We start from the raw sequence: 18,076 nt of genomic DNA, 5'->3' as shown, positions 1-18,076 counted from the left end.
TTACCCGATGGCCCTTTGCGGCCCTGATACCGTTGCGCCATATCGCCCGCCAATCTGGCGATATGCACATATCCGACTGGCCCGACGACGAACGCCCAAGGGAAAAGCTGCTGGCACGCGGCCCCGGCGCCCTCTCCGACGCCGAACTGCTGGCGATCTTCCTCGGCTCCGGCCTGCCCGGCAGCGACGCGGTACGCACCTCGCGCGACCTGTTGCATCGGCACGGCCCGCTGCGCACGCTCCTGGATCGCCCCCCACGCGAGTTGGTCCGGCTGCCGGGGCTGGGCCCGGCACGGGCCTGCAAACTGTCGGCCGCACTGGAGCTGGGCCAGCGCCACCTGGCCGCCGAGCTGGAGCGCGGCTCCATCCTGACCGATCCGGGCGTGGCCGGCCGCTATTTCGCGCGGCGGTTGCGCGGATGGCCGCACGAGGTGTTCGCGGTGCTGTTTCTGGACACCAAGCACCGCTCGCTGGCGTTCGAGGAAATGTCCCATGGCACCCTGGACGGCGCCGAGGTGCATCCGCGCGAAGTGGTGCGGCGCGCGCTGGCGCACAACGCGGCAGCGGTGATCATCGGCCACAACCACCCCTCCGGGAATTCGGAACCCTCGCCCGCCGACCGCGCCGTCACCCACCGCCTGAAACAGGCGCTGGGGCTGGTGGACGTCCGCCTGCTGGACCATTTCATCGTCGGCGACGGCGGGCCGGTGTCGATGGCGGCGCGCGGCTGGGCCTGAGCCGGATTTCGGACGTCGTGGAAGCACTCCGGCCATCCCTGCGAATCCCGAATGCCCAATCCCAAATCCCGCCGTCGCCAGACGGGCTGAGGTCGGGCTGAACCCGGCGCGGGCCGGGAGGCGGCGGGTCGGGTAAAATCGCCGGTTCCGCGCTTCAAGCAGAGATCACGTGAAATCCCAACTCCGCGCCCTGATCGGTCAAGGCATCGAAGCCTTGCGCGCCAACGGCACCTTGCCGGCCGACACCTTGCCGCCGGACTTCGTGGTCGAGCGGCCCAAGACCCGCGAGCACGGCGACTTCGCCACCAATGCCGCGATGCTGCTGGCCAAGGCCGCGCGCGGCAATCCGCGCGCGCTGGCCCAGCAGCTGGTCGCCGCCTTGCCGGCCAGCGACGACGTGACCCGGGTCGAGATCGCCGGCCCCGGCTTCATCAACTTCCACCTCGGCCCCGGCGCCTACCAGCGCGAAGTGCTGGCGGTGCTCAAGCAGGGCGAGGACTACGGCCGCAGCCTGGTCGGCAACGGCCGCACCGTGGGCGTGGAGTACGTCTCGGCCAATCCGACCGGCCCGCTGCACGTGGGCCACGGCCGCGCCGCGGCGATCGGCGACTGCCTGGCGCGGCTGCTCGAGGCCAACGGCTGGAACGCCAAGCGCGAGTTCTACTACAACGACGGCGGCGGGCAGATCGAGAACCTGGCGCGCTCGGTGCAGGCGCGCGCGCAGGGCAAGACCCCCGACAGCCCCGACTGGCCGGAAGAAGGCTACCGCGGCGACTACATCCAGGACGTGGCCAACGCCTACCTGGCCGGCGCCGCGGTGGACCTGGAAGGCCACCAGGTCACCGGCTCCAAGGACCCGAACGACCTGGAGGCGATCCGCCGCTTCGCCGTGGCCTACCTGCGCAACGAGCAGAACCACGACCTGGCCGCGTTCGGCGTCGACTTCGACATCTACTTCCTGGAAAGCTCGCTGTACCGCGACGGCAAGGTCGAGGAGGCGGTGCAGAAGCTGGTCGCCTCCGGCCACACCTACGAGGAAGGCGGCGCGCTGTGGCTGAAATCGACCGATTTCGGCGACGACAAGGACCGCGTGATGCGCAAGTCCGACGGCAGCTACACCTACTTCGTGCCGGACGTGGCCTATCACCTGAGCAAGTGGCAGCGCGGCTACGTGCGCGCGATCACCGAGCTGGGCGCCGACCACCACGGCTCGCTGGCGCGGGTGCGCGCCGGCCTGCAGGCGATGGACCTGGGCATCCCCAAGGGCTGGCCCGAGTACGTGCTGCACCAGATGGTCACGGTGATGCGCGGCGGCGAGGAAGTGAAGCTGTCCAAGCGCGCCGGCAGCTACCTGACCCTGCGCGACCTGATCGAGGAAGCCGGCCGCGACGCCACGCGCTGGTTCCTGATCGCGCGCAAGCCCGATTCGCAGTTGACCTTCGACATCGACCTGGCGCGCCAGCAGAGCAACGACAACCCGGTGTTCTACGTGCAGTACGCGCACGCCCGGGTGTGCAGCCTGCTGCGCCAGGCGCAGGAGAAGAAACTGGATTACGACCAGGCCGACGGCCTGGGCCAGCTGAACCGGCTGAACGATGCGACCTCGCTGGAACTGATGCTGGAACTCTCGCGCTACCCGGAAGTGGTGGAGAATGCGGGACACGTGCTGGAACCGCACCTGATCGCGCAATACCTGCGCGAACTGGCGACCGCGTTCCACACCTGGTACCACGGCACCCCGGTGCTGGTGGACGATGCGAGCGAGCGCAACGCCAAGCTGACCTTGGCCGTGGCGGCGCAGCAAGTGCTGGCCAACGGCCTGAACCTCCTGGGCGTGTCCGCCCCGGAAAAAATGTGAGTGGAGAAGCGGTAGATGGCAGCACGACGCGGTAAGACGCAGGCGCGACGCAACAGCGGCAACGGCACGCCCGGATGGGTGTGGCTGATCGCCGGCGTGGCGATCGCGGCAGTGGTGTTCCTGGCAGCGCCCGGCCTGTTCAAGAAGGACGGCGACGGCTTCCTGCGCGTGGGCGGCCCGCGCGCCAACCCCGACGCGCAGCCGGCGCCGGTGGCCGATGCCGATGTGGACGCCGCGCCGGAGCTGCCCAAGCCGGCGGCCGCGGCGGCCGGCAGCAGCAAGCCCGACGCCAAGAAGGACGCGCAGACCCAGTACGACTTCTACACCTTGCTGCCCGGCAAGGAAGTGCAGATGTCCGACGCCGAACTGGCCGCCAGCGCACGCGCCGAGGCCGCCCGCCAGGCGCGCGCACCGCAGGCGGCCGCCACACCGGCGACCGCAACCGCAACCGCGACGGCCTCCACTGCGCCGGCAACGACGGCGGCAGCGTCCAATCCGACGCCGCTGCCGGAAACCCCCACCGCGAGCGCACCGGCCAACACCGTGGCCACGGCGACCAGGCCGGCCGCAGCGGCGGCGACACCCGCAGCGGCCGCCGCCGCGGCGCCGGACAACACCCGCTACATCCTGCAGGCCGGTTCGTTCGGCGCCTCCGGCGATGCCGAATCGACCAAGGCCAAGCTGGCGATGCTGGGCCTGTCGGCGCGCGTGGAATCGGCGCAGATCAGCGGCAAGACCGTCTACCGCGTGCGCATGGGGCCGTACGGCACCGCCAGCGAACTGGCCGAGGCCAAGCAGAAGCTGACCGGCAGCGGCCTGCCGGCGATCGCGATCAAGGCGCAGTGAGGCGGGGATTGGGCATTCGGGATTCGGGAATGGGGAGACGCGACGTCTCCCGCATTCCTTGCGGCCGGTTGGCTGACGACATTCGTTGAATTGCCTCGCCGGTCGCGAGCGCAGCCGATGGCCGCCTGGCTGCGACGACCGTCAGCAGGCGCAACGCCTCGGCACCCGCTTTCGCTTTCGCTTTTTTTCTAATCCCGACTCCCGAATCCCTACTCCCCGCCCCGAGCAACCTGGAAGCCGGCGAAGGACTGCGTCACCGGCATGATTTCCAGCCGGTTGATGTTCAGATGCGGCGGCAGCGTGGCCACCCAGAAGATCTGCTCGGCGATGTCCTCGGCGGTCATCGGCTGCGCGCCGTGATAGAGCTTGTCCGACGCGCCCTGGTCGCCGTGGGTGCGCACCAGGGTGAACTCGGTCTCGGCCATGCCCGGTTCGATCGCGGTCACGCGCACGCCGGTGCCGTGCAGGTCCGAGCGCAGGCCCAGCGAGAACTGGCTGACGAAGGCCTTGGTGCCGCCGTAGGCATTGCCGCCCGGATACGGGTACAGCGCGGCCACCGAACTGATGTTGATGATCGCGCCGCGGCGCTGGATCAGCGTCGGCAGCAGGCGATGGGTCAGGGTCACCAGTGCGGTGATGTTGGTGTCGATCATGGTGCGCCAATCGTCCAGCGATGCCGCCTGCGCCGGCGCGGTGCCCTGCGCCAGGCCGGCGTTGTTGACCAGCAGGTCGATGCCGCGGAACGCGTCCGGCAGTTCGGCCAGCAGCGCATCGAGTGCGGCTTCGTCGCGGATGTCGAATGCCGCCACGTGCACGCGCTCGGCGCCGAACTCGGCCAGCAGCGGCTGCAGGCGCTCGGCGCGGCGGCCGGTGGCGATCACGCGCCAGCCGGCAGCGACGAAGCGGCGCACGGCGGCGGCGCCGAAACCGGAGGTGGCGCCGGTGATGAGGGCGGTCTGGGTCATTGGGAGGCCGGGAATGGGAGTGGGGGAATCGGGAATGGTAAAAGCAAACGGCAAGGCAGGGGGCGCCGTGCCTCAGCCGCCACTCGCCGGTGCGGACACATGGCCCACGGTGTAGGCCTGGCCGGCGTCGGACGACGGCGGCGGCGGATCGCGCCAGAGCCGCAGGCGCAGCAGATTCCAGCCATGCGGCTCATAGGCGCTCACCGCGGCGAGCGCACCTGCGGCAAGATCGCCGCGCGCACGCTCGGCCTCGCGCTCGCCTAGCGCTTCGAGCGCAACCGCGTCGGATAGCGCGACGCTCTCGCGCCGGGCGTAGCGGGCGCCACGCAGGTCCGCGGTCAGGCGCGCCTCGCATACCGTCCACAGCTGCACCGCAGGCCATCCGAACGACTCGCTCAGCGCGCCGAACGCGGCGCCGGCGAGGAAGGCATGCATCGCCTCGGCATCGCGCCACAGATAGAACGGCGCATACAGGTTGCTGCGGCTGGACAGCGACGGATCGCGCCGGTCGGCGCTGAGGTAGGCCTTGAACACCAGGCCCGGCAGGCCATCCAGCAACGGTCCCTTGTCGGCGATGCGGCGCCGGATGATGGCCATGTCGTAGTCGGCCGGCAGCACGATGCTGTACTGCATGGCGATCATGCGCCGGACTCCGTTGCCGCGATCCCGGCGCGGCCGCCGCCAAAGGACCAGTCCTGCGCCGCGGTGGTGACGATGTTCACCATCACGTCTTCCGGCGCGATGCCCGGCGCGATCGCCAGCAGTTCCACCAGCCGCCGGTAGAACGCGCGCTTGCAGGCCTCGCTGCGCGGACGCCCGGCGGTGATGGCGATCAGCACGAAGGCGTCCGAGCGCGGTCCGCCCAGGTAGTGGCGGTCGAACACCAGTTCTCCCGGATCGTGCTGGTGGATGATCTGGAAGCAATCGCCGGCGGGCACCTCGAAGGCCTCGTGCATGGCCTGGTAGACGCCGGCGGACAGGGCGCGCAGATAGTCGGGCGTGGCGCCGCGATGCAGCGAGATGCGGGCGTAGGGCATGGGAAGTCTCCTGCTTGGGGAATCAGGCGGCCGGCGCCGCCGACGCGGTCGCGGCACGCAGCAGCGGCAACGCCGAGGCGGCGCACGGCCAGCCGGCGTAGAACGCCAGATGGGTGATCGCTTCGGCCAGTTCGTCGCGGTGCAGGCCGTTGTCCAGCGCGCGGCACAAGTGGAACGGCAACTGCTGCGGCCGGTACAGCGCGACCAGCGCCGCCACGGTGACCAGGCTGCGCTCGCGCGGCGACAGCGCGGGGCGCTGCCACAGGTCGGCGAACAGCACCTCGTCGGTCAGTTGCGCGAATTTCGGCGCGATGTCGCCGAACAGGGCCTGGCTGGGCGTGGGCAGATCGGACATGGGCGCCTCGCGCTCGGGATTGACTGCGCACAGGCTAGCGATCGAAGATGATCCTGAAAATCGGGAAATTCAGCATTCAATCTTCGATAAAACAGGATCATTGCATGCGCCGCGTCACCTTCGACCTCGATGCGCTGCGCAGCTTCGTCGCCGGCGTCGAACTGGGCAGCTTCGCCAAGGCGGCGGATCGGCAAGGACGGTCCACGTCCGCGATCAGCGCGCAGCTGAAGAAGCTGGAGGACCAGGCCGGCCAGGCGCTGCTGCGCCGCAATGGCCGCGGGCTGGCGCTGACCGAGGCCGGCGAGGTGTTGCTGGCCTATGCACGGCGCCTGCTGGACCTCAACGACGAGACCGCCGCGGCGCTGCACGGCCCCGCCCTGCAAGGCTGGGTCCGGCTCGGGCTGCAGGAGGATTTCGGCGAACACATGTTGCCCGACGTGCTGGGGCGCTTTGCCCGCGCCCATCCCAAGGTGCGCATCGAAGCGCGCATCGCGCGCCATCAGGAACTGCTGGCCCGGGTCGAAATGGGTCAGCTGGACCTGGCGCTGATCTGGGACGCGGGCACGGCGACGGCGCATCGCCAGCCGCAGGCCGCCTGGCCGATGCGCTGGATCGCGGCGGCGGACGCCCCGCCGCCGGCCCCGAGCGACTGGGACGGCGAGACGCCGTTGCCGCTGGTGATGCTGGACGCGCCGTGCCTGCTGCGCACCGCGGCGACCACGGCGCTGGACCGGGCCGGCATCCCGTGGCGCATCGCCTTCACCAGCGCGAGCCTCGGCGGCGTCTGGGCCGCGGTCCGTGCCGGCCTGGGACTGACCTTGCGCACGCCGGCCGGCCTTCCCCAAGCGCTTGCGCTGCTGCCCCCAGGTGCCGGCGGCCTGCCGACGCTGCCGGCGTTGGGCTTGAACCTGCATCGCGCCGAGGCAGCGCCAGCGCCGGCGGTGGCGCGCCTGGCGGAGATCCTGCAGCAGCGCCTGCACGACGCGCGCATGGCGCACGCCGATCCGGGGTGAGGCCGCTGCGTGGCGAACGCCGCATGACCGGCGTGCGCCGCGCATTCGCCTGAACGACGCGCCCCGGCAGCGGCCACCTATGCCGCCACCGGCACCTCTGTCGGCTTGCCCCGCAGGCGCTCGCGCAGGTGCAGGAACGGCCGTTCCACCGCGTAGTGCAGCAGCGCGGCGGCCAGCAGCGCCATGCCCGCATAGGCACAGAACGCGAGCGGCCCGCGCCCGTCCAGCGCGCTGCCGAACCAGCTCTGGGTGAGATGGAACACGGCCTTGTGGGTCAGGTACAGGCTGTACGAGACCGCCGCCAGCCACCCGGCGCCCGGCACGGCACGCCGGCCCAGCACGCCATGCAACGACGCGCCGGCGCAGACCAGCAGTGCCAGCCCCAGCGACAACACCGGCCAGCCGATCGCATTGCCGAGCAGGCCGGTGCGCTCGCGGAACAGCCACATCGCCAGCGCGCACACCGCCAACCCGGCCAGCATCGCCGCGTTGGCCCGGCGCTGCAGCCACTGCCAATACTGCGGCCGGAACACCTTGAGCACGGCCAGCACCACGCCGGCCAGCAACCCGTCGAGCCGGTTCCAGGTCGGGTAGTAGATGTCCTCGATGAACCAGTTGCGCTGCAGCCCGTCGCCGATGCGGTCGAGCGCGCTGTCGTGCAGCCAGGTCGCCGTGCGCAGCGCGATGCCGGCCAGCACCGCGGCAAGGCACAGCGCGACGAAGCGCGGCGCCGACGGCCGCCGCAGCGACAGCGCCGCCAGCAGCGGGAACACCAGGTAGAAATGCTCCTCCACGCACAGCGACCAGGCATGCGAGAACGCCTGCTGGTTGGCGTAGTCGATGCCCAGGTTCAAGGTGAAGCTGGCGAACATCCACCACGGCGCGATGCCCGGCGCTTCGCGGAATCCGGGCCAGGCCAGGTACAGCGCCAGCACCGCGGCGAAGGCCGGCAGGATGCGGAACGCGCGGCGCAGGTAGAAATCGCCGTAGCGCAGCGGCGCGCCGCGCGCCAGCGGCGCCAGCACCTGGCCGCCGATCAGGAAACCGCTGAGCACGAAGAACAGGTCCACGCCCATCCAGCCGTAGCGCGACAGCCAGGCCCAGTCCGGGCCCAGGCCGCCGACCACGAACGAGTGGAACAGCATCACCCACACGATCGCGAGGGCGCGCAGCAAATCCAGTCCGGGGTAGCGCATCGCGTCTAGAAGTGATGGCGGAGGCGCTCAGCTTATGAGCCGGTGCCAGCGTGCGTCCATCCTCGGTGGTGCACGCGAGAGGCGCCGCGAAGAAGACAAGGAGCTTGGCGTCTGCGCGACATGCGATGGAGCGGCGGTCGCACGCGATACGTTCCCCGCATGCGCTCGACAACGCGGCGCGACACGCAGCCGGGGAGCGCGCTCGCCTCGCCTATCGGCGAGGGAGCGCATGCCGGCGCTCAGCCCAGCGGTTCGTCCGACAGGTAGGTGTAGCCGGTCAGCCCCGCCTCCAGCGCCGCCGACAGGGCCTGCGCCTGCTCGGCCGGCAGCTGCGCGGCGGCCACGCGCTCGGCGTAGGCCGCGCGCAGGTCGGCCAGCGCATAGCCCACGTAGTCCAGCATCACGTCGGTGGTGTCGCCGCGGCGCTGCTGGGCGATGCGGTAGCCGTCGCCGTCGGCGCTGACCTCGATCGCGTCGGTGTCGCCGAACAGGTTGTGGATGTCGCCGAGGATCTCCTGGTAGGCGCCGACCAGGAAGAAGCCGATCCGGTAGCTTTCGCCCGTGCGCAGTTCGTGCAGCGGCAGCGAGCTGTCCAGGCTCTCGTTCTCGACGTAGGTCTTGACCATGCCGTCGGAGTCGCAGGTCATGTCGCAGATCACGCCGCGCCGCGCCGGCGCCTCGTTCAGGCGCTCGATCGGCACGATCGGGAACACCTGGTCGATCGCCCACACGTCGGGAATCGATTCGAACACGCTGAAGTTGACGAAGTACTTGTCCACCAGCCGTTCGTTGAGCTCGTCCAGCACCGGGCGGTGGCTCTTCTCCTCGTGGCTCAGGCGCGCGCGCACGCCGTGCGCGATCGCATAGAACAGGTCGTCGATGCGCGCGCGCTGCGGCAGGTCGATCTGGCCCAGCGCGTAGCTGGACAGGCCTTCGGCATGGAAATGCTGCGCTTCCTGGAACAGTTCCACCGCCGGACGCACGTCCAGTTCGTCGTGGATCTCGCGCAGGTGGCGGATCGCCGCCGGCTCGTCGGCGTGCGCGTCGGGCACGCGCCCTTCCGGCGCCTGCTCCACTTCCGAGACGTTGGCGATCAGCACCGCATGGTGCGCGGTCATCGCGCGGCCGCACTCGGTGACGATGCGCGGCGGCGCCAGGCCGTGCTCCTCGCAGGCGTTGGCCAGCGGCTGCACGATGTTGCTGGCGTAGGAATGCAGGCCGTAGTTGATCGAGCAGTAGCTGCGCGAACGGGTGCCTTCGTAGTCGATGCCCAGGCCGCCGCCGACGTCGACGTGGCTGATCTTCGCGCCCAGCTTGGACAGCTCGACGAAGTAGCGCGTGGCCTCGCGCATGCCGTTGGCGATGTCGCGCACGTTGGAGATCTGCGAGCCCATGTGGAAATGCAGCAGGTTCAGCGACTCGGCGTACTCGGTGTCGCGCAGCGTCTTCCACAGGTCCAGCACCTGCCGCGGCGACAGCCCGAACTTGGCCTTGTCGCCGCCGCTGTTCTGCCACTTGCCCGCGCCCAGCGAGGCCAGGCGCATGCGCACGCCCAGGCCCGGCTTCACGTCCAGCGCGCGCGCCTCCTCCAGCACCAGCTTCAGCTCCGACGGCTTCTCGATGACGATGAAGGTCTGCAGCCCCAGCTTGCGCCCGATCAGCGCCAGGCGGATGTACTCGCGATCCTTGTAGCCGTTGCACACGATCAGCCCGCCCGGCCGCGACAGCGCCAGCACCGCCATCAGTTCCGGCTTGCTGCCCGCTTCCAGGCCGAAGCCCTCGCCCTGGTGGCTGGCCAGGGTACCGGCCACGCCGCGGTGCTGGTTGACCTTGATCGGGTACACCGCGGTGTAGCCGCCGGCGTAGTCCCAATCGGCCTGGGCCTGGGCGAAGGCGGCCTGCAGCTTGCCCAGGCGCTCGCCGAGGATGTCCGGGAAGCGCACCAGCATCGGCAGCTTGGCGCCGGCCGCGCGCGCCGCGTCCACCACTTCCGGCAGCGCGATCGCCACGCCGTCGGCGCCCTGCGGCCGCACCACCACCCGGCCGGCCGGATCCACGTCGAAATACCCATCGGCCCAGTGCGGGATCGAATAGGTCTTGCGGGCTTGGTCGAGGGACCAGTCGCTCATCGGGGCGGACTCGGCGGGAAAAAGGGCGTGGATTGTAACGCCTGCTACGCGTGGGCTCCGTTACAATCCGCGCCGACCTGACGCCCCTCTCCCCGGCGGAGCGGGGTCGGGTGAGGGTTCGGGTGCCGTGCCGCGCGCTTCGGGCGCACGAGGCTGCGCCCTGCCCTCATCCGGCGCAGGGTTGGGCCTGGCATCGCGTGGTCTGGCTGCGCGGGGCTGCGCCCTACCCTCATCCGGCGCTTCGCGCCACCTTCTCCCGGTGGGAGAAGGGAGTACCTCTTCTTTTTTGTTTTCTAGGATCCCTGCATGACCGCCAACGACAACTGGTACATCGAACACTTCCAGCCCACCGGCTCGGCCATCGGCTACCGCATCACCGGCAAGCTGGACGAGGTGCAGTCGCCGTTCCAGAAGATCGAGATCTACGACACCACCGACTGGGGCAAGTTGATGGTGATCGACGGCGCGGTGATGCTGACCACGCGCGACAATTTCTTCTACCACGAGATGATCAGCCACCCGGCGCTGTTCACCCACGCCGCGCCCAAGCGCGTGGTGATCATCGGCGGCGGCGACTGCGGCACCCTGCGCGAGGTGCTCAAGCACCCGGGCGTGGAAAGCGCCACCCAGTGCGACATCGACGAGCAGGTCACGCGCATGGCCGAGAAGTACTTCCCGGAACTGTGCGAGTCCAACGCCGATCCGCGCGCCGAGCTGCTGTTCGACGACGGCATCGCCTACATGGCCAACTGCCCGGCCGGCAGCGTGGACATCGTCATCGTCGACTCCACCGATCCGGTCGGCCCGGCCGAAGGCCTGTTCAACAAGGCGTTCTACGACAGCTGCTTCAAGGCGCTGAAGGACGACGGCATCCTGGTCCAGCAGTCCGAATCGCCGCTGGCGCTGCTGGACCTGATCAAGGAAATGCGCACCGAGATGGGCAAGGCCGGCTTCGCCAGCTTCCACACCGTGCCGTTCCCGCAGCCGTGCTACCCGACCGGCTGGTGGAGCGTGACCCTGGCGCGCAAGTCCGGCGGCTTCGACTTCCGCCAAGCCGACGCGGCTGCCAAGCCGTTCGCCACCCGCTACTACAGCGCGCACCTGCACACCGGCACCCAGGTGCTGCCGCCGTTCGTGGCCGAAGCCCTGGGCGAGTAAGCGCGCGACGGTCGGCGCCTGCCGCATGGCGCCGACCGCACACCCTGCCCGCGGGACAGCGCCGGCCCCGCGCCAGCGCTATCCTGGCGTCCGAAAAGACGCCTACGGCGGACGCGGTGCCGCTGGCCTGGCGTCGCCGCGCCTCTCTCCCGCCCAGGCATCGCACCCCATGCCGCATGAGCGCCTCAGCGTTTGGACCCTGTGCGCACTTGCGGCCATTGCGTTCGTCATTGCATGCGCAGCACACGAAGTCGTCGGCCACGGGCTTGCCTGCCTGGGCACAGGCGGCACGGTGACCCTGCTGACTTCGGTGTACTTCCGATGCCACCCCGGCCTTGCGATCGTCGATGCCGCTGGGCCGTTAGGCAGCCTCTGCACCGCCGCCGCCGCTGCAATCGCCTTAGGGCGAAGCAGACAAGGCGCGACCGAGGCCGTGTTCCTGGCCCTGCTTCTCGCGTTCAGCGGGCTCTGGGGCGCGGGCTGCTGCATTCTTTCTGCGGCTACCGATACCAGCGACCTCGCCTTCGTGTTGCGCGACCTTTCGCTGCAGCCTCGCTGGGCGTGGCGCCTGGCCCTGGGGATCGCGGGTATCTGGCTCTACGTCATCGTCTTGCGGCGGGCCGCCACTGGATTGCCGACGGGCACGCCCCTGCTCGCCGCATATTGCACCGCAGGTGCGGTGGCCTGCCTGAGCGTTCTGTTCTACCCAGGCGTGGCGCTGACGACCCTCAAAGAGGTCGCGCTGGAAAGCCTGCTCGCGCCGGTCGGCCTGCTGTTTGTCGCCGCGTCACGTACCCTCTCGCGAATGTCCTCGCTTCCATTCAGCCGGGCCATCGTGCTTGCCGCTGCCGCAACGGTTGCCGTCTTCTGGCTCACGCTCGGCCGGGGCCTGTCCGGCATCTAGAGCCTCGCAAGTCGACCTGCGCCTGGCGGACCTGCTGGCGTCGACGGCTGCTCGCGCATCGGCCCGGCATCGCAGACGCCTTACAGCGCGTCCGCATCCAGTTCGCCGGTGCGGATCCGCACCACCGTGCCCAGGTCGTACACGAACACCTTGCCGTCGCCGATCTTGCCGGTGCCGGCGGCCTTGACGATGGCCTCCAGCACGCGCTCGACCTGGTCCTCGGTGACCGCCACTTCCAGCTTCACCTTGGGCAGGAAATCGACCACGTACTCGGCGCCGCGGTACAGCTCGGTGTGGCCCTTCTGCCGGCCGAAACCCTTGACCTCGGTGACGGTGATGCCGGCCACGCCCTGCGCGGCGAGCGCTTCGCGCACGTCGTCGAGCTTGAACGGCTTGATCACGGCCATGATCATCTTCATGCGGCTTTCTCCAATCACAATGGCCTCAGGATAGCGCGGTTGCGCGATGCCCGGCCGCCGGGTTCAAATGGCCGCGCGCCCCATCGCCGGAATTTCCCGACAGCGCGCCGCGCCGGACACCGATGGACCCGAACCGCCGGGTGCCGCAGTCTGGCGCTACCTGCCGGAGCATCGCCATGATCGACCTCAACCACCTCGACGACCTCGCCCGCCGCCTCAGCGACCTGGTGCCGCCAGGCCTGCGCGAATCCCGCGACGAACTGCAGAGCACCTTCAAGAGCGCGCTGCAGGCCGGGCTGGGCAAGCTCGACCTGGTCACCCGCGAGGAATTCGACGTGCAGCGCGCGGTGCTGCTGCGCACCCGCGAGAAGCTGGAAGCGCTGGAACGCAGCGTCGCCGCGCTGGAAGCCGCGCGCAGCGGCGACGCGCCGCCCTCCGCGCAAGCCTGACCCACCCGCCACCATGAGCCTGGCGCTGGTGCACAGCCGTGCCCGCGCGGGGGTGCTTGCGCCTCCGGTTCGGGTCGAGGTCCATCTGTCCGGCGGGCTGCCGGCGACGCAGATCGTCGGCCTGCCCGAAGCCGCGGTACGCGAATCGCGCGACCGGGTGCGTGCCGCCATGCTGTGCGCGCAATACGAATTCCCGGCACGGCGCATCACCGTCAACCTGGCCCCGGCCGACCTGCCCAAGGAAGGCGGGCGCTTCGACCTGCCGATCGCATTGGGCATCCTCGCCGCCGCCGGGCAGCTCGACCCGCAGGCGCTGAGCCACTACGAATTCCTCGGCGAACTGGCCCTGACCGGCGAACTGCGCCCCGTGGACGGCGTGCTGCCGGCGGCGCTGGCCGCCGCGCAGGCCGGACGCACCCTGATCGTGCCCGCCGGCAACGGCCCCGAGGCGGCGCTGGCGCAGCACGTGCAGGCATTCACCGCACGCACCCTGCTCGAGGTCTGCGCGCTGTTGAACGGCACCAAGACCTTGCCGGCCGCCGCCGCCCTGCCGGCCGCGGCCACGCCGTTTCCCGACCTGAGCGACGTGCGCGGGCAGGCGCAGGCGCGGCGCGCGCTGGAGATCGCCGCCGCCGGCCACCACCACCTGCTGCTGATCGGCAGTCCGGGCTGCGGCAAGACCCTGCTGGCCTCGCGCCTGCCGGGGATCCTGCCCGAGGCCAGCGAGGCCGAGGCGCTGGAAGCGGCGGCGATCGCCTCGGTCAGCGGCCGCGGCCTGGACCCGGCACGCTGGCGGCAGCGCCCCTACCGCGCGCCGCATCACACCGCCAGCGCGGTGTCGCTGGTCGGCGGCGGCACCCATCCACGCCCGGGCGAGATCTCGCTGGCGCATCGCGGCGTGCTGTTCCTGGACGAACTGCCCGAATGGAACCGGCACGCGCTGGAAGTGCTGCGCGAGCCGCTGGAATCGGGCACGGTCACGGTGTCGCGGGCCGCGCGCAGCGCCGAGTTCCCGGCCCGCTTCCAACTGGTCGCGGCGATGAACCCCTGCCCCTGCGGCTGGGCCGGCGATGCCAGCGGCCGCTGCCGCTGCAGCGACGATGGCATCCGCCGCTACCGCGCGCGCATCTCCGGCCCCTTGCTGGATCGCATCGACCTGCATGTGGACGTGCCGCGGCTGCCACCGCAGGCGCTGCGCGCCGATGCCGCGCCCGGCGAAAGCAGCGCCGCGGTGCGCGCCCGCGTGGAGCAGGCACGGCAACGCCAGCTGGCGCGCGCCGGCTGCCCCAACGGCCAGCTCGGCCACGGCGAAACCTTGCGCGACTGCCGCCTGCAGCCGCGCGACGAGGCTCTGCTGGAACACGCCATCGACCGCCTGCGGCTGTCGGCACGCTCGCTGCACCGCATCCTGCGCGTGGCGCGCACCATCGCCGACCTGGACGGCAGCGACGCGATCGCCACCGCGCACCTGACCGAGGCGATCGGCTACCGGCAACTGGACCGCGGCGAACCCGCAGCACCGGGGCTAGAGCCGCTAGCGCATGCAATAGACGCGCTCTAGCACAAATACCACGCCACTCCTCCCTTTTCGATATTGACTGAGAGTGCACATCTTTGCCATTAAGTGGGGCGACCAACGCTTCATGCCTTTACTTCACGAAAATTGGCATTATTTGGAAGCGATAACTACACAGTAGTGGCGATTATTTAAAAATCGCCCAAGCTGATAAGCCAATTTATTACCAGAGCAACTTTCCAAAATATCAAGCGCGAATCAGGCCTGGTAGATATTTAGCCAACTCGAACCTATTAACAAGTATGACTTGCTGTACTTTACCAGTACGAAAATCATCATCTCTCAGCCCAAGTCGGGTCAGGAGGTAGTAGCCCATCGCCTGCCTACAAGCAATCGTGAGCTTGCCGTCAATCATCCCATAATCCAATTCGATGACTCTCTTTGCACCTTCCGAAAGGTCCGGATTGGGCGCAATAGTAATATCGATCATTCTTTTCCATTCAATATCATTATCAATACTTACTTGGGTACTACCAGCCAGAGCAGCACTTAACACTCTCGCGAATACGAAGTCTCGATATTCGTTGCGCACATGACAAAACGCGCGAATGTGCCACCGAAATCCATCGTAGCCCAAAGCCACAGGGCTAACCTGCCGCTGATCGGGCTCTGACCTAGCCATGGTTTGATATGTTATTAAAAGAAATCTGCGCTCTCGGATGGCATGCAATGTATCCCTGAGAAGCGTAGAATTTACGGCACGCGCAGGAGAGCGAACAACCTCAGCTGCCGGCAATGCTCCTAAGAAACTTAGATCAGGCCCTAATATACTAGTGCGTAACGCATATAATTCGGCAAGATAACGGGAACTGGAAGAATCGGCCAGCACTGCCTTAAATGAGGGCGAAGCCAAGTAGGATTTCTGTCTCGGATCGTAGTACACATTTCCTGGCGCCCTTTTGACATACTCAGCCAGGTCTAATGTCGCCTGAGGAGGAGAAATGTGGAAAAAATCCGTCAAATCAGATCGGTTCACATGCCCGTCCCATAAGAGACGAGAGTCAATGAATTCAAGGCGCCGAGCTTGTCCCCACTTCTCCTTTCTCCCTGAAACATCTTGTGAATTATCATTTGCAATGGACATGCAAGAACCTCAGATAATTTTAATATTTATATTTACCGTAAGCGCCCTATCTCAGCATGATTTTGATAGCTATAACCGTGAGTGCTTGAGCGCAGCCGACTAACATGGCAGGTAGACGAATAAAATAAGGGCCCGCAGTTATGCGGGCCCTTATATTCATTTTTTCTTCGGCGGCGGCGGACGATTGTGCTCTTTCTCAGTAGTTCGCGGATTGCGCTCCGCGGTTTTCTGAGTCACAAATCTACCGGAAACCGAACTACGGAAGTCCGCAGGGCCTTTGCTGTTGCTAGCCATTATTGACAAGCTCCGATGTGACTCTCCTAGACTAACGCCTCGCAACAAGCCTTCCTTTAATAAACACCGGACCCTAAGACTAAGGTCCGGTGTTTATCCTATCGACGCTTAGTGGCGCGGATAGGAGCGGAAGTGCCGGCAGACGTGCTCGACCCTGCCAAAACGGCGACGGGTGTAAGCACAGACCGGTACAGACTTGGTACGCATGCGTGCTGTCCTCAGAGAAGATTGGAGGAGCACGGTCTCGCCAAGAGATTCCAGACTGCCCGGGCCAACAATTGACACGCCCGGTGCAACCATGAAAAGATTGTCTTGTCGCCCCAAAAGTCGACAAGACACTGCTTGGCCGTGTGACAGAGGAGCCTCCTCGGCACTGATCTCTGTCCCCGTCCTTGTCACTGGAAGAATCGCGCGCCAACGCGACCGACCAGCGAGTCTTAAGCTGTTAAAGAACCGACCCTCGCCCTCGTGGCGGGGGTTTTTTACTTCTGTCACTACAATTCAACCTTAACCGTAAAAATCCCCTCCGTCAACAGCAAAAGACGAGACATCAACGCTAGCCGGTCTATTTGCCCCGCTAGCGCTTCCGAATAGCGAAACCTCCACCCCCCAGAGAGAGGCAAGCAACCGGCCTCGCAGCCCCTCTCAGCGCCCTAAGAGGCCATCATAATTTTTAAAGTGAAATTATTAAAATTAAGTTAAATTTGCAAAAATCCTTTTAACTTCTAAAAAGATCGGCCTTTTTCGCGCTTCTTCCCGGTAAGCGGGCCTTCTCCACGGCTAAGTGAGCGGCGGAGCAAGCAATACCACTAGAAATTATCTGAACTAGGTGCTAAGGCTCATCCATGTCTCAACCTAGTTCTGGCGCCACGAACTCAGCCAGCAAGGCATTGCAGCGCCGCGCATGGGTGAAGGTCATGCCGTGCGACGCGCCGGCGAGGACGTGGTGGCGCGCATCGGGCAACCACTCGGCGAGCGCCGCGGCGTTGTCGCGGTACTGCGCCGGGCTCAGTTCGCCGCTGACCAGCAGCACCGGCAGCGCCAGCGCAGCGGCCTGCTCGCGGCGGTAGGCCGGCAGCGCATCGCCGATCTGCGGCACCAGCGTCTGCGCGTTGTCGCGCACCATCTGCCGGAACGACGCGCTGCTGCGCGCCCAGGCGCCGGGCTGACTGACCGAATCGACGAAGCATTCCAGGCCGGCCTCGACCTGTCCGTCCTGAAGCAGCGCGATCGCCTGCGCACGGATCGCCACCACCTCTTCAGGCAGGCCCTGCGGCTGCGGCCCGCCGGGATCGAACAGGCTCAGGCTGGCAACTGCGGCCGGCTTCTGCAACGCCACCTGCCAGGCCACCGCGGCGCCGCGCGAGTGACCGACCAGATGCACCGGCCGGCCATAGTCGGCGAGGAACGCGGCGACCTGCCGCGCATGCCAGCGCCAGCCGAAGGGATGCCGCAGCGAGGACTGCAACTGGGGGTAGTACTGGCCCAGGCTCAGCGCGGCGACATCGAAGCGCTCGCACAGGCCGCGCAGTTGCGGCGCCCAGTAGCGGTAGTCGCACAGGGCGCCATGCACCAGCACCACCGGCGCGCCCGCGCCGAGCCGCAGGTAGGCCAGCGCATCGTCGTCGCCGAGCAGGCGCACGGCAGGCTTGCCGAGTGGCGCGCGCTGGCTGCTCACCGGCGGCGGCCGCCTCGGCCGGGAATCGCGTTCGGCGCCAGGCCGTTGGTCGGGAGAGTGGCGACACGGACTGGGCACGCAGGCGTGGAAGCGAGCGGCCGGTGCCGCGGGCGCTGCACGCATGCCGCGCCCGCTGGAGCGGCGGCGAAACGCAACGCAAGCACCGCCGTCGGCATCGCAAAAGCGGTCACGGCCACGACGGACATTGGCGCCAGCGCAGGACTGCGCCGCAGACGGCAGCGACACTCAGCGGGTGTTGTGACGGGGGATCGCACCGATCGCAGCGCTCGGCGTCGCCCCGGACCGTCGCAGCGCCGAAGGCGGCGTGCAGCACCGGCAGGGGTCGCGATCGAGGAGGCCATGCAGGCTGGGAGATGA

17 protein-coding genes are annotated in these 18,076 nt (G+C 67.9%); 8 read left to right on the top strand and 9 right to left on the bottom strand.

The annotated features are described in order from the left end of the window. The first annotated feature begins 62 nt into the window (after positions 1-62). The 3 genes from radC (at position 63) to AB3X10_RS02475 (ending at position 3,441) form a co-directional block, all read left to right on the top strand. Positions 63-737 (top strand): RadC family protein, encoded by a 675-nt coding sequence (gene radC / locus AB3X10_RS02485; RefSeq protein WP_369978791.1) that lies wholly within the window; start codon positions 63-65, stop codon positions 735-737. A gap of 169 nt (positions 738-906) precedes the next feature. Next, positions 907-2,595, top strand: a complete 1,689-nt coding sequence (gene argS, locus AB3X10_RS02480) for an arginine--tRNA ligase (RefSeq protein WP_369978789.1) — start codon at positions 907-909, stop codon at positions 2,593-2,595. A gap of 15 nt (positions 2,596-2,610) precedes the next feature. Beyond that, a complete protein-coding gene (locus tag AB3X10_RS02475; RefSeq protein ID WP_369978787.1) occupies positions 2,611-3,441 on the top strand; it encodes an SPOR domain-containing protein in 831 nt (276 codons plus the stop codon). 209 nt (positions 3,442-3,650) lie between these two features. Here AB3X10_RS02475 and AB3X10_RS02470 read toward each other — a convergent pair whose 3' ends face one another. From AB3X10_RS02470 to AB3X10_RS02455, 4 genes are all read right to left on the bottom strand, one after another. Next, positions 3,651-4,406: an SDR family NAD(P)-dependent oxidoreductase gene (locus tag AB3X10_RS02470; RefSeq protein WP_369978785.1), complete on the bottom strand. Its 756-nt coding sequence runs from the start codon at positions 4,404-4,406 to the stop codon at positions 3,651-3,653. Positions 4,407-4,478: 72 nt separating this feature from the next. Then, positions 4,479-5,048 (bottom strand): DUF4865 family protein, encoded by a 570-nt coding sequence (locus tag AB3X10_RS02465; protein ID WP_369978782.1) that lies wholly within the window; start codon positions 5,046-5,048, stop codon positions 4,479-4,481. Then, the gene (locus AB3X10_RS02460; RefSeq protein ID WP_369978780.1) at positions 5,045-5,443 is read right to left on the bottom strand and encodes a tautomerase family protein; all 399 of its coding nucleotides are present in this window, start codon (positions 5,441-5,443) and stop codon (positions 5,045-5,047) included. Before AB3X10_RS02460 ends, AB3X10_RS02465 begins: the two co-directional genes overlap by 4 nt. Positions 5,444-5,465: 22 nt before the next feature. Continuing rightward, entirely contained in the window at positions 5,466-5,798 is a 333-nt protein-coding gene (locus AB3X10_RS02455; RefSeq protein ID WP_369978778.1) for a carboxymuconolactone decarboxylase family protein, read from the bottom strand. 104 nt (positions 5,799-5,902) lie between these two features. Between AB3X10_RS02455 and AB3X10_RS02450 the strand changes: the two genes are divergently transcribed. Then, complete coding sequence (locus AB3X10_RS02450; protein ID WP_369978776.1) at positions 5,903-6,811, top strand: LysR substrate-binding domain-containing protein; 909 nt, start codon at positions 5,903-5,905, stop codon at positions 6,809-6,811. A 77-nt stretch (positions 6,812-6,888) separates the two neighbouring features. Here the strand turns inward: AB3X10_RS02450 and AB3X10_RS02445 are convergent, their stop codons facing one another. Both AB3X10_RS02445 and speA read right to left on the bottom strand, forming a co-directional pair. Beyond that, a complete protein-coding gene (locus AB3X10_RS02445) occupies positions 6,889-8,007 on the bottom strand; it encodes an acyltransferase family protein (protein WP_369978774.1) in 1,119 nt (372 codons plus the stop codon). A gap of 239 nt (positions 8,008-8,246) precedes the next feature. After that, complete coding sequence (speA, locus tag AB3X10_RS02440; RefSeq protein WP_369978772.1) at positions 8,247-10,136, bottom strand: arginine decarboxylase; 1,890 nt, start codon at positions 10,134-10,136, stop codon at positions 8,247-8,249. Between the two features lie 306 nt (positions 10,137-10,442). Here speA and speE point away from each other — a divergent pair, with 306 nt between their 5' ends. Together speE and AB3X10_RS02430 are read left to right on the top strand one after the other, a co-directional pair. Next, positions 10,443-11,294: a polyamine aminopropyltransferase gene (speE, locus tag AB3X10_RS02435; RefSeq protein WP_369978771.1), complete on the top strand. Its 852-nt coding sequence runs from the start codon at positions 10,443-10,445 to the stop codon at positions 11,292-11,294. 169 nt (positions 11,295-11,463) lie between these two features. After that, the gene (locus AB3X10_RS02430; RefSeq protein ID WP_369978769.1) at positions 11,464-12,198 is read left to right on the top strand and encodes a hypothetical protein; all 735 of its coding nucleotides are present in this window, start codon (positions 11,464-11,466) and stop codon (positions 12,196-12,198) included. A gap of 80 nt (positions 12,199-12,278) precedes the next feature. Here the strand turns inward: AB3X10_RS02430 and AB3X10_RS02425 are convergent, their stop codons facing one another. After that, entirely contained in the window at positions 12,279-12,617 is a 339-nt protein-coding gene (locus AB3X10_RS02425) for a P-II family nitrogen regulator (protein WP_003480503.1), read from the bottom strand. 176 nt (positions 12,618-12,793) lie between these two features. On the opposite strand from AB3X10_RS02425, the gene ubiK reads away from it, so the two are divergent. Both ubiK and AB3X10_RS02415 read left to right on the top strand, forming a co-directional pair. Next, a complete protein-coding gene (ubiK, locus tag AB3X10_RS02420; protein ID WP_369978767.1) occupies positions 12,794-13,066 on the top strand; it encodes a ubiquinone biosynthesis accessory factor UbiK in 273 nt (90 codons plus the stop codon). 13 nt (positions 13,067-13,079) lie between these two features. Then, positions 13,080-14,627 (top strand): YifB family Mg chelatase-like AAA ATPase, encoded by a 1,548-nt coding sequence (locus AB3X10_RS02415; protein WP_369978765.1) that lies wholly within the window; start codon positions 13,080-13,082, stop codon positions 14,625-14,627. A gap of 202 nt (positions 14,628-14,829) precedes the next feature. Here the strand turns inward: AB3X10_RS02415 and AB3X10_RS02410 are convergent, their stop codons facing one another. Both AB3X10_RS02410 and AB3X10_RS02405 read right to left on the bottom strand, forming a co-directional pair. Further along, positions 14,830-15,726 carry a WYL domain-containing protein gene (locus AB3X10_RS02410; protein WP_369978763.1) on the bottom strand — a complete coding sequence of 299 codons (897 nt, stop codon included), beginning with the start codon at positions 15,724-15,726 and terminating at the stop codon, positions 14,830-14,832. A 1,144-nt stretch (positions 15,727-16,870) separates the two neighbouring features. Then, positions 16,871-17,698 carry an alpha/beta fold hydrolase gene (locus AB3X10_RS02405; RefSeq protein ID WP_369978761.1) on the bottom strand — a complete coding sequence of 276 codons (828 nt, stop codon included), beginning with the start codon at positions 17,696-17,698 and terminating at the stop codon, positions 16,871-16,873. Positions 17,699-18,076: the final 378 nt, after the last annotated feature.

Origin of the sequence: Xanthomonas sp. DAR 80977, assembly GCF_041240605.1 — a bacterium.
In the GTDB taxonomy this organism is placed as follows: Bacteria; Pseudomonadota; Gammaproteobacteria; order Xanthomonadales; family Xanthomonadaceae; genus Xanthomonas_A; species Xanthomonas_A bundabergensis.
Note: the sequence above shows the minus strand (reverse complement) of the source record. Positions and strands in the feature narration are given on the sequence as shown.